This window comes from Pseudoclavibacter sp. RFBJ3, from assembly GCF_002931375.1.
Classification (GTDB): Bacteria; Actinomycetota; Actinomycetes; order Actinomycetales; family Microbacteriaceae; genus Pseudoclavibacter.
Window position 1 is genome coordinate 187,977 of sequence record NZ_PSXZ01000001.1, and the last position, 12,112, is coordinate 200,088.

The window sequence follows — 12,112 nt, forward strand, 5'->3', positions numbered from 1 at the left end:
CGGCGGCGGCCGGTGCTCTCGACGAGGGCGGCGGCGCGCTGCCGTTCCCGGAAGCGCAACGAGAGGCACCCATGAAGGCCACATTCATGTACGCGGCAGGCGACGTCCGAGTCGAGAGCGTCGCCGACCCGACCATCCAGCAGCCCACGGACGCGATCGTGCGCGTCACGCAGGCGTGCATCTGCGGCTCGGACCTGCATCCGTATCACTCGATGCAGGCGAGCGAAGAGGGGTCCCCGATGGGACACGAGCTCATCGGCATCGTCGAGGAGATCGGCGCCGCCGTCACGACCCTGAAGGTCGGTGACTTCGTCATCGCGCCGTTCGCGTTCCAGGACAACACGTGCGTGTTCTGCCGCGAGGGTGTGCAGACGTCGTGCCTCCACGGCGGCTTCTACGGCAGCCGCGAGGTCGGCGGCCTGCAGGCGGAGTTCGCCCGCATCCCACAGGCCGACGGCAGCCTGGTCGTCGTGCCCGGCGTCGACGCCGCAGCGCTCGGACGCGGGGAGAGCGCTGAGCTCGCCGCCAGCCTGCTGACGCTGTCCGACGTGTATCTGACCGGCTACCACGCAGCCCACATGGGCCGCGTCGAGGCGGGCAAGACCGTCACCGTGATCGGTGACGGCGCCGTCGGGCTCTCAGCTGTGCTCGCCGCCAGGCAGCTCGGCGCCGAGCGCATCATCCTCATGGGTCGTCACACCTCGCGCACCGACCTCGGCATCGATTTCGGCGCAACCGACGTCGTCGCCGAGCGCGGTAACGACGGCATCGCGCAGGTCATGGACCTCACGAACGGCGAAGGCAGCCACGTCGTCCTCGAAGCAGTCGGCCACATGCCCGCCTACGAGCAGGCCTACGGCATCGTGCGCCCCGGCGGCGTCATCTCCCGGGTCGGCGTGCCCCAGTACGAGGATGCGCCCATCGGATTCGGCTCGCTCTTCGGCAAGAACGTCACCCTCACCGGTGGGCCCGCCCCTGTCCGTGCCTACATGGAACCGGCCATCCAGCAGGTCCTGAACGGCGACATCAACCCCGGCCGCGTCTTCGACCGCACGATCGGCATCGACGAGGTGCCGGCCGGCTACGCCGCCATGGATGCGCGCGAAGCCCTCAAGGTGCTCGTTCAGATGTAGGCGCCAGCGGCCGCGCACGCTCGCCGCGTGCGCGGCCGCGCGCGAACCGAAAATGCGTGATCGATTGTCGAGAGGAATACCCTCATGAGCACAGAACTCCAGCCGAAGAGCGCGACCAGCAAAGGTCCAGCCGAGTGGTTCACCGGTGACGTCTACTTCAACGCCTACTACGCGGGCACCGAGCCGTCACGCACCCGCCTCAACCTGGTGCGCTTCACACCGGGCGCGCACACCGCCTGGCACCGCCACGCGGTCGGTCAGACCCTGCATGTCACCGAGGGGTACGGCTACGTGCAGTCGCGTGGTGAGGAGCTCATCGAGCTGCGCCCGGGCGACACCGTCCACACCCCGGCCGGCGAGTGGCACTGGCACGGCGCATCTGCCGACAACTTCATGTGCCACCTCGCGCTCTGGGAAGCTCCAGGCGCTGACTCCGACGAGCCCGAGACGGTCTGGGGTGAGCTGCTCACGCCGGAGGAATACCCGCAGAGCGGGTGGTGAGCGGGCGCACGCGCGACGGTCGGCAGGGCCTCACGCGCCGCTCGGCCACCAGCTGACCCTGCACGCCTCGCGCCTTTGAAGTGTGAGCCAGACGCATCCAGAACCCTTGTGGGCGGATGCGTCTGGCTCAATTTCGCGTGCGTACGAGGGGCGTGCAGCAGGGCGGCAACAGGCAACAGGCAGCCGGCTCGCGCCTACTGCTGCTGGAAGGCTGCCTGCGTTTCGACGGGGAACTCCGTCGCCGCCCAGGATGCGAGCAGCCGCAAGCCGTCGGCGCTGGGGCTTCCCTCGGCGGCCGTGTAGACGTTCATCGTGAGGCCGGGCTCGCTCGGCAGCGGCAGCGACTCGAAGTTCAGCTCGAGCAAGCCGACGACCGGGTGGTTCAGGCGCTTCACGCCGCTGCGGTGGAACTTCACGTCCTTCGCCGCCCACATCTCGCGGAACAGCTCGCTCTGCGTCGACAGCTCTCCGATGAGCTGGTGCAGCTGGGGGTCGTGGGGGTTCCGGCCCGCTTCCATCCGCAGCATGGATGCCGCGTCGGCGGCGATGCGGTCGAAGTCCGGCCAGAAGTCGCGGGCCGCCGGATTCAGGTAGATGTACCTCGTCGTGTTGACGGGCCGGCGAGGGTCGTCGAAGACGGGGGAGTAGAGCGCCCGGCCGAGGCGGTTGGCCGCGAGGACGTCGTGCCGGTCGTTGCGCACCCACGCGGGAGCCTCGGAGAACGCGTCGAGCATCTGCCGGACCGAGGCGCGCAGCTCGCCGCCGCCCCGCTTCCTCGACACTCGCCTGGGTGGAGCGCTCGCCCGTGCGAGGTTGAACAGGTGCTCGCGCTCGGCCTCGTCGAGCTGCAGCGTCGACGCGATGGCATCGAGCACGCTCTCCGATGCGCCCGACAGGTTGCCGCGCTCGAGCCGCACGTAGTAGTCAACGGAGACGCCGGCGAGCATCGCGACCTCTTCGCGCCGCAGTCCCGCGACGCGGCGGTTCCCTCCGTAGGCCGGCAGCCCAGCCTGCTCGGGGGTGATCTTCGCCCGGCGGGAGCTGAGGAACTCCTTCACTTGCTCGCGCACATCGTTCATGTGTCCAAGCTACGCCCGCGGGCTCGAGCGAGGGAGGCCCCGCGAGTACCTGGTGGCGGATGCAGACGCGCCGCTGTCCAACTTCAGTGCAGATTCCTGCGGGAACGCGAGTAGAGCTCCCGTCGGAGCTGATTCTGCACTGAAGTTGGACAGGGGCGGAGGCAAGCCAGGCAGGCCCCGACTCGGTTGACGACGGGTGGCTGGCCAACTTCCGGGAGTAGATCGGCTCAGGCGCGCGGTTCGGGCCTGCGCGGGCGTTCCGGTCCCGGGAGTTGGACACCCGCGAGGGGAGAACCACCGCAAGGGAGGCTCAGCGCAGAGAGGCACGCGGCCGCACCGGTCAGGCCGCGCGGATCAGGCCTCGGGGATGGGCATGCCGTAGGCCTCCAGCGTCAGCGACTCGGGCTCGGGCCCGCGGCGCACGCCCTTGTCGAGGGCGTCGATCTGGGCGACCTCGTCGGGCGTGAGCTCGAAGCCGAAGATGTCGAAGTTCTCGGCGATGCGATGCGGCTTGACCGACTTGGGGATCACCGAGCGGCCCTCCTGCACGTGCCAGCGCAGCATGACCTGCGCAGGGCTCTTGCCGTGGGCGTCCGCGATGGCGCGGATCGTCGCGTCTTCCAGCGTGCTTCCGCCGTCGCCCTCGCGGTAGAACGTGATGCCGCCGATGGGTGACCAGGCCTGGTCGAGGATGCCGTGGCGCGCATCCGCTTCCTGCACGTCCTTCTGCTGGAAGTAGGGGTGCAACTCGATCTGGTTGAGGGCCGGCACGATGTCGGTCGCGTCGAGCAGCCGGTCGAGGTGGTCTGGCATGAAGTTGCTGACGCCGATGGCGCGCACCTTGCCGTCGGCGGAGAGCCGTTCGAGGGCACGGTAGGCGCCGATCGTCTTCTCCCAGTCGGTGGGGAGCGGCTGGTGGAGGATGAGCAGGTCCAGCTGCTCGAGGCCGAGCTTGCGGGCCGACTTGTCGAAGGCGTGGAGGGTCTCGTCGAAGCCGTAGTCGCTGATCCAGACCTTGGTCTCGACGAAGATCTCGTCGCGGGGCACTCCGGATGCGGCGATCGCCTGGCCGACTTCCCGCTCGTTGCCGTAGGCGGCGGCGGTGTCGATGTGGCGGTAGCCGACGCGCAGGGCTTCGGCGACGGCGGCTGCGGTCTCCTCGGGGGCGGACTGGTAGACGCCGAAGCCGATGCTGGGCAGTTCGACGCCGTTGTTCAGGGTGAGGTTCGTGGTGCTCATGCTGAAAACGCTACGTCTGGCGGCTGAGGGGTGACAGGTTCTGACAGAACCTGTCAGCCGAACCGAAGCCGTTTCGGATGGGTGAAAACCCGCACTTGCGCACGGGGTCCCGCATGCCTACACTTTCGGCAGGTGCACAAACGATCATATCTATTTGCAACTTCGTGCACACCCCGACAAAGGAGTCAGAACATGCGGTTTACGTCGCCGCTCGCCGCCCCCGCGGCCAGCACAGTCGAGCACAGCTCGACGACCACGTCGGGAGGGCAGCCGGCATGGAAGTAATCACCTGGATCGCCGAGAACTTCATCGGCCTCTTCAACGCCTCCGCCGAGAGCCTCATGGGCCTCATCACGGGCATCCTCCCCCTGCTTCTCGTGCTGCTCACGGCAATGTACGCCGTCACCACGTGGATCGGCGAGGAGCGCGTCACGCGCGCCGTCCGCTGGGCGGGCAAGTACGCGATCACGCGCTACACGGTCATGCCGATCATCGCGGTCATCATGCTGACGAACCCCATGGCGTACACGTTCGGCCGCTTCCTCCCCGAGCGCTACAAGCCGGCCTTCTACGACTCCGCAGTGTCGTTCGTGCACCCGGTCACGGCGTTCCTGCCTCACGCCAACGCTGGTGAGCTGTTCGTCTGGACGGGCATCTCCGCCGGTGTCCTCTCCATCGCACCGGACAAGTACGCGACCCTCGCGGCCCTGTACTTCATGGTCGGCATCGTCGTCATCTTCATCCGCGGCATAACGACGCAGTGGATCACGAAGATCCTCATCAAGCGCGGCGGACACGAGGCGACGTTCGCTCGTTTCGACGAGATGTATGCAGAGGGCCACCTCCAGGGCTCCAAGAGCGAAGGTGGTGTCCTGTGAGCACAGACGCTGAGAACACGAACGCCAACTCGGCCGACGGCGGCGCGAGCACCGCGGACTACAAGGGCGTCAAGGTCAACCGCGGTCGCGGCGGCTGGGGCGACGGGCTGACGCTCGTCCCCAACGCCGAGAAGAACATCGTCCTGTCGGTCACGGGTGGTGGCATCCACCCGGTCGCCCAGAAGATCGCAGAGCTCACGGGCGCTGAGGCCGTCGACGGCTTCAAGAACAACGTGCCGGACGCGAACGTGCTCTGCGCGGTCATCAACTGCGGTGGCACGGCGCGCATCGGCGTGTACCCGAAGAAGCGCATCCCGACGGTGGATGTGTACCCCGGCGAACCGGGCGGCCCGCTCGCCCAGTTCATCACCGAGGACATCTTCGTCTCCGACGTCGCCCCTCGCGACGTCGTCGCGCTCGACGCGGCGGCAACGGCAGCAGCTGGTGCCCCGGCCGCAGCCGAGGCGCCCAGCCTGAGCCCGGAAGAGGTCGCGGCGAAGGCCAAGGCGGATGCACGCGCCAGGGTCGCAGCGCAGGGAAGCGGATTCACGGGCTTCGTCGTGAAGTTCGGAAACGCCATCGGCTACTTCATCAACACGCTGCTCTCCTCGGGCCGCCAGGCGATCAAGCTGACCCTCAACACGATCCTGCCGTTCATGGCGTACGTCTCGCTCCTCATCGGAGTCGTCACTTACACGGGCGCTTCGGACTTCATCGCCAACGCGGTGTCGCCGCTGGCCTCGAACCCGATCGGCCTGATCCTGCTCGGCGTCATCACGGGTCTCCCCTTCCTGTCGCCGATCCTCGGCCCAGGTGCCGCGATCGCCCAGGTCGTCGGCGTGCTCATGGGAACGCAGATCGCGGCAGGCGCGCTGCCGGTGCAGTACGCACTGCCGACGCTCTTCGCGGTGAACGGCCAGGTCGGCTGTGACTTCATCCCCGTCGGTCTCTCCCTCGGTGAGGCTGAGCCGGAGACGGTCGCGGTCGGTGTCCCAGCCGTGCTGTTCTCCAGGCAGATCACGTCGCCCCTCGCGGTTGTGCTCGCCTACTTCGCCTCCTTCCTCCTCATCTAGTGGGCGCCGGGCGGGCCGCACCGGCCCGCCCGCGCATCCACCCCTGAACTTCGCTTCAACCTCTCGCCTCAAGAAAGGACCACCACGTGTCCACGACCATCTGGCAGTCAGAAATCGCACGCATCGGACCCGACGCGAACGACATGTTCGAGGGTGGCGTCTACATCCTCTTCGGCGAACCCGTTCCGGATGCGCTCGCCGAGGTCAGCCTCGTGCACAAGGGCCACTCGGGTGAGTTCGTCCCCGTGCAGGCCGGCGACGAGTTCGTGATCGGCGACGAGGCCGTCACGGTCACCGCGGTCGGGGATCTCGCCAACCCGAACCTGCAGGAACTGGGTCACGTGGTGCTCTACCTGAACGCGGAGGACACCGCGCTCCTCCCGGGCGCCATCCAGGCGACCGGCACCCTCACGACTCCCGCCGAGGGCGCACTCATCAGCGTGCGCCGGAACGAGGTGTAGATCATGGACTGGAGATTCCCCGCCGTTCTGGTCCTCGCGCTTGTCCTGAGCATGTTCATGACGGTCGTGCAGATGCGCGCCTACATGAGCCAGGTCAACGAGATCGCGAAGGCGAACGCCGGCAAGAACCTCAACCTCGTCAGCGGTCGAGGCAAGGGCGCGTTCCGCGGCGCGATCGCCGTGCTGCTCGTCGACCCGACCACGCTCGAGGTCGTCGAGGCGCGCGCGCTCCTCGGGTTCAGCGTCTTCGGACGCCTGAAGCCCGCACCCGACCTCGAGGGCCCGCTCACGACGGTCTACGACCGCGCGGAGGCCCGCCACAAGCACCTCGGAACCGCCGTCCGCCAGGCGATCAGCATGCTGCCGCACACGGTGCGCGCCCAGGTCACGCTGCCGCCGGTCAAGGGCAAGACGAAGCGTGCGCAGCCCAACGCTGTCAAGGGCGCGGCCCCGAAGCAGTTCGCCGGCCTCTCCCGCGTCAGCAACTAGCCCCTGATCAGCACCCCACCCCACGAACTCAGCAAGGAACGCACATGAACTACACCCAGCGCCTCATCCAGCGTGAAGCAGAACTCGGCCGCCCCATCCGCGTCGGCGTCGTGGGGGCCGGTCAGATGGGCTCAGGCCTCATCGCCCAGATCGAGCGAGCGAAGGGCATGGAGGTCGCCGTCGTCGCCGACATCGCCGTCGAGCGCGGTGTGGATGCGTACACTCGCGCCGGCCGCAGCGACGTCCAGGTCGAGACCGACCTCGCCGTGGTCGCCGAGCACATCGAGGCTCGCCGCCCGGTGGTCATCAACGACGGCCTCCTCATCCCGAAGCTCCCCGTCGACGTCGTGCTGGAGGTCTCCGGTGTCACCGAGATCGCAGCGCAGGTCGCCTACGCGTCGCTCCTCGGAAAGAAGGACGTCGCTCTCATGACCGTCGAGGCCGACGTGACGGTGGGGCTCTTCCTGGCCAGCATCGCCAACGCCGGACAGCAGATCTACACGATCTGCCGCGGTGACGAGCCCGTCGAGGCGCTCAAGCTCGTCGAGCACGCCACCGACCTCGGCCTCACCGTCGTCGCAGCCGGCAAGGGCAAGAACAACCCGAACCGCCCGACGGACGTGCCGGAGGACGTCATGGAGGAGGCGAAGGCCAAGAACATGAACCCGCGCATCCTGTGCGAGTTCACCGACGGAACGAAGACGCAGATCGAGATGGCCTCCCTCTCGAACGCGACCGGCTTCCCCGTCAACAAGCCGGGCATGCACGGCCCGGCCGCCGACATCGCGACGCTCGCGACCACGCTCATCCCCGTCGAGGACGGCGGAGTCCTCACCTCGACCCCGGCCGTCGAGTACACGGTCGAGGGCGATGTCGCGCCAGGCGTGTTCGTCGTCGTGAAGTCGGAAGACGATGTCGTCACGCACGAGCTCGACTACCTGAAGCTCGGCAAGGGGCCGTACTACGCCCTCTACCGCCCGTACCACCTCGCCTCGGTCGAGGCGATCCTCTCGATCAGCGAGGCCGTGCTCGAGCGTCGCGCCGACTTCCAGACCACCACGTGGCGCACCGAGGTCGCCTCGAAGGCGAAGTTCGACCTCGCCGCCGGCACGAAGCTCGAGGGCATGGGCGGGCACCACGTGCACGGCTGGGCCGTGGACGCCGACGAGGCACGCGCCGACAACTCGATCCCGATCGGGCTCATCTCCGGCGGCATCCTGAAGCGCGACATCAAGGCGGGTGAGATCGTCTCCTACGACGACGTCGAGCTCGACGAGACGCGTCCGCTCATCGCGATGCGCCGCCTGCAGGACTCGCTGGTCGCGGCTGGCGTCATCGGCGCCTGACCCCCGTCCGACACCCGTCGGGCGCCCGGCTGGACCGGGCGCCTGATCGTCGGTCGATAGGATCATGTGAACCGGATCACCGATGCCGCGCCAAGCGTGCGGCGTCGGGGCGGCTCCCGAACGGCGCGAGAGCGCGGTGCGGGAGCCGTCGCCATCTGGGAAAGACGTCCCGCACCGCAGGGCCACGCAGGAGTGAGCAGCGCTGCGCCTCCTGCCCAGCACAGCCTGCGCGTCGCTCTGCACCACCCACAGGAAGGAAGGCTCGGGATGCCAGCACCCCGCAACGCCGAGACCCTCGTCCGAGCAGCGCGCCTCTACTACCTCGACGGCCTCTCCCAGAGCGACGTCGCGACAGCACTCGGCGTCTCGCGGGCGAGCGTCTCACGCATCCTGTCGGCGGCACGCGAGCAGGGGATCGTCGAGATCCGCATCCACGACCCCCACGTCGTCGGTCGTGTCGATGAGCTCGAACGGCAGATCACGGATGCGTTCGGTGTCGGTGCCGCCGTCGTCGTCTCTGCGCTGCCGGGCAGGAATCCCCTCGACATCGTGGCCGGAGCGGCCGCCGACTACTTCGCGGAGCGCGTGCCCTCGGTCGGTTCTGTCGGCCTGAGCTGGGGCAAGTCGATCGACGCGTTCGTCGAGCAGATCCACGTCGAGTCCACGGGGCGCGCGCTGACGCTGTGCCCGCTCGTCGGCGGCATGCCGTTCGACTCGGGGCCGGCCGGGAACACGGCCCTGGAGCGTCTCTCGCAGAAGTCGGGGGCGATGGCGTTCCGGTTCGAGTCGCCCGCCGTCGTCGAGTCGCCCCAGACCTGGGCTGCGCTCACCGGGGAATCGTCGATCTCCATGGCCATCAAGCGGGCGACGGATGTGCAGCTCGCGTTCGTGGGCATCGGTTCGTACGGGCTCCACGCGTCGAGGCACATCGTCTCCGCGATGCGGCTCAGCGATGCCGAACGCGCCGAGCTGGACGCGCAGCAGCCCGTCGGCGATATCTGCGGTCGCTTCTTCGACGCCCAGGGGCGCGCCCTTGGCGCACCGGTCTCCGAGCGGGTCATCGGCATCACCCTCGGCCAGCTGGCGAAGATCCCGGAAGTCGTGGGCTTCGCCGCTGGCGCCGAGAAGGCCCCTGGGGTCGCCGGCGCGCTCCGCACGGGGGCGCTCGACGGCGTGATCCTCGACGAGGACCTCGCGCGCGCGCTCGTGGAGCTCGTGTAGGGCGCTGCCCGGGCCCGAAGAGTCAGGTTCCGCGGCGGATCTCCATGCCTCTGGCTGACTCTTGCCGCCCTCAACGGTTCGCCGGGAGGCGCGGGCTGTGCGGAGCGCAGCTGCCAGGGCAGGGAACTCTGGGATCGACACGCGACGATGCCTCCGCATCCGCAGCCACGTCCCAAACCGCAGCCACGTCCCAAACCGCAGCCACGTCCCAAACCGCGGCCACGTCCAAACCGTCGCCACGGCTCAGAGACGCAGAACGCCGCCGGTCGATCGTGCCGCTGACGGGGAGTCAGGGTGCGATCGAACGGCGGCGTCGGTGCGCCGACGTCGTTGGCGGCGTCAGCGGAGGCGGATGCTCGGAGGGGGAGCGCGCGCCTACTCGCCCATGACGACGACCTGGCACTTGCGCGAACGGGCGCGCGTGCGGTCGAAGTCGACGAAGTAGATGTACCCGGTGACGCCGACGCCGAGCTTGCCGTCGATGACCGCGAACACCTCGCTCGAGCCGATGATCGTCGACTTGATGTGCGCCTCCGCATTCAGCAGCGCCGTCTTGTCGCCGCCGGGCAGGTACACCTCGGCGTCCGGCCACGACTCGACGTCGGCGTAGTGCTCCGGGCCCGGGTAGCGGTACTCGCCCTCGGGCGGCACGGCCGTCTGGTTCGGGGCGACGCGGTTCAGCACGTCGTCGAGGTCGGCCTGCAGGAACTCGGTGCCGTCCTCGAGGCGGTCGTGCACGAACTCCTCGAAGAACACGGCGCACGTCGTGTGAGGAGAGATGACGGTGACCGTGCCCGCCGTGATGCCGCTCGCCGCGATCGCCTCCTTCACCTCCGCCGTGACGTCGATGTAGCTGGGCGTGCCGCCGTGCGACTGCAGCTGGAGGGTGGTCTGGTAGACGGTCATCGGTGTTCCTTCGTGGTCGTGGATGCGCGTGCTTCGGCGCGCGCGCAGATGTCGGTTGGTGTGGCTGGCTCCGCTCAGGCGCCCGGGCGCAGGGCCTGAATGAACTCGGCCACGTCGGCCTCGACCTGCGCGGAGACCGCCTTCGCGACCTTCGGGAACAGGATGGTGTTGGGCTGCTCCGCGGCCCGGAGCGCCGCATCCAGTGCCGCCTTCGCCGCGTACGTGTAGTAGTTGATCTTGCGGACGCCGCGCGTGATGGAACGGTGGTACTCGTCGAGGCTGAGCCCGGAGCCGCCGTGCATGACGATGGGGACGCCCGTTGCGTCCCGCAGCTGCTCGATGAGCTCGTAGTTGAGCTTCGGCTCCTGGTGGTACATGCCGTGCACCGTGCCGAAGGAGGCAGCGAGCGCGGTCACGCCGGTGCGCTCGACGAACTCCTTCGCCTGCGCCGGCTCCGTGTACAGGGTCTCGTCGGCGATGCCCTGGCTCGGGTCGCCGTTCTCGTTGCCCGTCATGACGCCGAGCTCGCCTTCGACCCCCACGCCGCGTTCCTTCGCGAGCTTCACGACCTCGGTCGTGCGGGCGACGTTCTCCTCGTACGGCAGCGTCGAGCCGTCGATCATGACGGAGTTGAAGCCGATGTCGAGGCCGCGAGCGATGTACTCGATGTCCTCGCCGTGGTCGACGTGCAGCACGAACGGCGCTTCGCTGCGCGTCGCGAGGGCGAGCATCGCCGGCCCGATGTCGTCGATCGACAGGGTGCTCTCATGCACTTGCGCGTGCTGCAGGATGACGGGAACGCCCGCCTTCTCGGCGGCGGAGATCGTGCCGAGCAGCCCCTCGAAGTAGGGGGTGTTGACCGCCGCGATGGCGATGTTGTTCTTCTGTGCGTAGCGGAGCGCTTCGTCGAGTCCGATGAGCATGTGTTGGTCTTCTCTCTGGTGGCCCTGTGGGGGAGCGGGTCAGTTGGCGGGGGCGGCGCTCGCCTGCGCGTCGCGGTGGTCGGCGAGCGCCTGGAACATCTCGGTGAGAATCTCGCGCCAGTCGGGATGCTTGATGATGCCGCTCGTGCCGCCGGAGCAGTCTGCGCCCTGCTGCAGGACGCGCGTGATGTCGGCGCCGCGGCTCACGCCGGCTGCCTGCACGACGAGGATCGCCGGGTCGACGTTCTTCACGATCTGTGTCGTGCGCTCGATGTAGTCGCCCGCGTCCATCTGCCCCGTGCCGATGTTGGCGGTCGGCTCGCAGATCATGCCGGAGGGGTCGAGGTCGGCAACCGCGCGGCACTGCAGGTCCGAGTCGGCGCAGACGATGGTTGCAAGACCGACCTCTTCGCAACGGCGCATCGTCGCGTCGAGGTCGGCCAAGGTGAGGGGGTGCTCGGCGTGGTTGAGCACGACGGCCTTGACCCCGGCTTCGGCGAGGCCCTCGGCGAGGATGTGCCCCATGCCGCGGCCAGGCACGATCGGGTCGACGTGCTGGGCGGTGACGCAGAGGTTCGTCGTCTCGGCGACGACCGACCGGAGGTCGATGTGCTGCGCGGTGAACACGACGTCGATGTCGAACGCTCCAGCGAGTTCGTCGGTGAGGTGTGCCAGCTTCATGAGCTCGCTGCCCGTCAGGTACGCCTTCGGGTTGACGATCAGAAACGGGCTCCGTACAGGGATGGGGACAGCCATTGTCAGTTGCTCCTAGCGGATAAATGCACAAAGTTGCACTAAAAAATGTACGAACGTGCAGTGTGGCAAGTATCGCATCTGTGGAGAGCACCTGGCAAGAGCACGGA

13 protein-coding genes are annotated in these 12,112 nt (G+C 68.2%); 8 read left to right on the forward strand and 5 right to left on the reverse strand.

Annotated features, from left to right (window positions below):
* Positions 1–71: 71 nt before the first annotated feature.
* Both C5E07_RS00925 and C5E07_RS00930 read left to right on the forward strand, forming a co-directional pair.
* Positions 72–1,133, forward strand: a complete 1,062-nt coding sequence (locus tag C5E07_RS00925; RefSeq protein WP_181057685.1) for a zinc-binding dehydrogenase — start codon at positions 72–74, stop codon at positions 1,131–1,133.
* A gap of 84 nt (positions 1,134–1,217) precedes the next feature.
* The gene (locus C5E07_RS00930) at positions 1,218–1,634 is read left to right on the forward strand and encodes a cupin domain-containing protein (RefSeq protein ID WP_104240115.1); all 417 of its coding nucleotides are present in this window, start codon (positions 1,218–1,220) and stop codon (positions 1,632–1,634) included.
* 194 nt (positions 1,635–1,828) lie between these two features.
* Here C5E07_RS00930 and C5E07_RS00935 read toward each other — a convergent pair whose 3' ends face one another.
* Together C5E07_RS00935 and C5E07_RS00940 are read right to left on the reverse strand one after the other, a co-directional pair.
* Positions 1,829–2,713 carry a helix-turn-helix transcriptional regulator gene (locus tag C5E07_RS00935; protein WP_104298076.1) on the reverse strand — a complete coding sequence of 295 codons (885 nt, stop codon included), beginning with the start codon at positions 2,711–2,713 and terminating at the stop codon, positions 1,829–1,831.
* A gap of 354 nt (positions 2,714–3,067) precedes the next feature.
* On the reverse strand, positions 3,068–3,952 hold the full coding sequence (locus C5E07_RS00940) for an aldo/keto reductase (protein WP_104298077.1): 885 nt from the start codon (positions 3,950–3,952) through the stop codon (positions 3,068–3,070).
* A gap of 275 nt (positions 3,953–4,227) precedes the next feature.
* Between C5E07_RS00940 and C5E07_RS00945 the strand changes: the two genes are divergently transcribed.
* The 6 genes from C5E07_RS00945 to C5E07_RS00970 all read left to right on the forward strand — a co-directional run bounded on the left by C5E07_RS00945 (position 4,228) and on the right by C5E07_RS00970 (position 9,420).
* Positions 4,228–4,830 (forward strand): PTS glucitol/sorbitol transporter subunit IIC, encoded by a 603-nt coding sequence (locus C5E07_RS00945; RefSeq protein WP_104240118.1) that lies wholly within the window; start codon positions 4,228–4,230, stop codon positions 4,828–4,830.
* Positions 4,827–5,903, forward strand: coding sequence for a PTS glucitol/sorbitol transporter subunit IIB (locus C5E07_RS00950; RefSeq protein WP_104240119.1), 1,077 nt, complete (start codon positions 4,827–4,829; stop codon positions 5,901–5,903). Before C5E07_RS00945 ends, C5E07_RS00950 begins: the two co-directional genes overlap by 4 nt.
* 86 nt (positions 5,904–5,989) lie before the next feature.
* The gene (locus tag C5E07_RS00955; protein WP_104298078.1) at positions 5,990–6,364 is read left to right on the forward strand and encodes a PTS glucitol/sorbitol transporter subunit IIA; all 375 of its coding nucleotides are present in this window, start codon (positions 5,990–5,992) and stop codon (positions 6,362–6,364) included.
* Positions 6,365–6,367: 3 nt separating this feature from the next.
* The gene (locus C5E07_RS00960; RefSeq protein WP_104240121.1) at positions 6,368–6,853 is read left to right on the forward strand and encodes a transcriptional regulator GutM; all 486 of its coding nucleotides are present in this window, start codon (positions 6,368–6,370) and stop codon (positions 6,851–6,853) included.
* A gap of 44 nt (positions 6,854–6,897) precedes the next feature.
* Positions 6,898–8,199 carry an NAD(P)H-dependent oxidoreductase gene (locus C5E07_RS00965; RefSeq protein WP_104240122.1) on the forward strand — a complete coding sequence of 434 codons (1,302 nt, stop codon included), beginning with the start codon at positions 6,898–6,900 and terminating at the stop codon, positions 8,197–8,199.
* Positions 8,200–8,466: 267 nt separating this feature from the next.
* The gene (locus tag C5E07_RS00970) at positions 8,467–9,420 is read left to right on the forward strand and encodes a sugar-binding transcriptional regulator (protein WP_104240123.1); all 954 of its coding nucleotides are present in this window, start codon (positions 8,467–8,469) and stop codon (positions 9,418–9,420) included.
* Between the two features lie 375 nt (positions 9,421–9,795).
* On the opposite strand, the gene C5E07_RS00975 is transcribed toward C5E07_RS00970, so the two are convergent.
* From C5E07_RS00975 to C5E07_RS00985, 3 genes are all read right to left on the reverse strand, one after another.
* On the reverse strand, positions 9,796–10,326 hold the full coding sequence (locus C5E07_RS00975) for a YjbQ family protein (protein ID WP_104298079.1): 531 nt from the start codon (positions 10,324–10,326) through the stop codon (positions 9,796–9,798).
* 74 nt (positions 10,327–10,400) lie between these two features.
* Complete coding sequence (locus C5E07_RS00980) at positions 10,401–11,249, reverse strand: class II fructose-bisphosphate aldolase (RefSeq protein ID WP_104240125.1); 849 nt, start codon at positions 11,247–11,249, stop codon at positions 10,401–10,403.
* 39 nt (positions 11,250–11,288) lie between these two features.
* The gene (locus C5E07_RS00985) at positions 11,289–12,005 is read right to left on the reverse strand and encodes a triose-phosphate isomerase (protein WP_104240126.1); all 717 of its coding nucleotides are present in this window, start codon (positions 12,003–12,005) and stop codon (positions 11,289–11,291) included.
* Positions 12,006–12,112 lie beyond the last annotated feature (107 nt).

Bases quoted from the DNA above. Each gene is read 5' to 3' on its own strand.
- C5E07_RS00925 (WP_181057685.1), top strand. From the start codon at position 72: ATGAAGGCCACATTCATGTACGCGGCAGGCGACGTCCGAGTCGAGAGC.
- C5E07_RS00930 (WP_104240115.1), top strand. From the start codon at position 1,218: ATGAGCACAGAACTCCAGCCGAAGAGCGCGACCAGCAAAGGTCCAGCC.
- C5E07_RS00935 (WP_104298076.1), bottom strand. From the start codon at position 2,713: ATGAACGATGTGCGCGAGCAAGTGAAGGAGTTCCTCAGCTCCCGCCGG.
- C5E07_RS00940 (WP_104298077.1), bottom strand. From the start codon at position 3,952: ATGAGCACCACGAACCTCACCCTGAACAACGGCGTCGAACTGCCCAGC.
- C5E07_RS00945 (WP_104240118.1), top strand. From the start codon at position 4,228: ATGGAAGTAATCACCTGGATCGCCGAGAACTTCATCGGCCTCTTCAAC.
- C5E07_RS00960 (WP_104240121.1), top strand. From the start codon at position 6,368: ATGGACTGGAGATTCCCCGCCGTTCTGGTCCTCGCGCTTGTCCTGAGC.
- C5E07_RS00965 (WP_104240122.1), top strand. From the start codon at position 6,898: ATGAACTACACCCAGCGCCTCATCCAGCGTGAAGCAGAACTCGGCCGC.
- C5E07_RS00970 (WP_104240123.1), top strand. From the start codon at position 8,467: ATGCCAGCACCCCGCAACGCCGAGACCCTCGTCCGAGCAGCGCGCCTC.
- C5E07_RS00975 (WP_104298079.1), bottom strand. From the start codon at position 10,326: ATGACCGTCTACCAGACCACCCTCCAGCTGCAGTCGCACGGCGGCACG.
- C5E07_RS00980 (WP_104240125.1), bottom strand. From the start codon at position 11,249: ATGCTCATCGGACTCGACGAAGCGCTCCGCTACGCACAGAAGAACAAC.
- C5E07_RS00985 (WP_104240126.1), bottom strand. From the start codon at position 12,005: ATGGCTGTCCCCATCCCTGTACGGAGCCCGTTTCTGATCGTCAACCCG.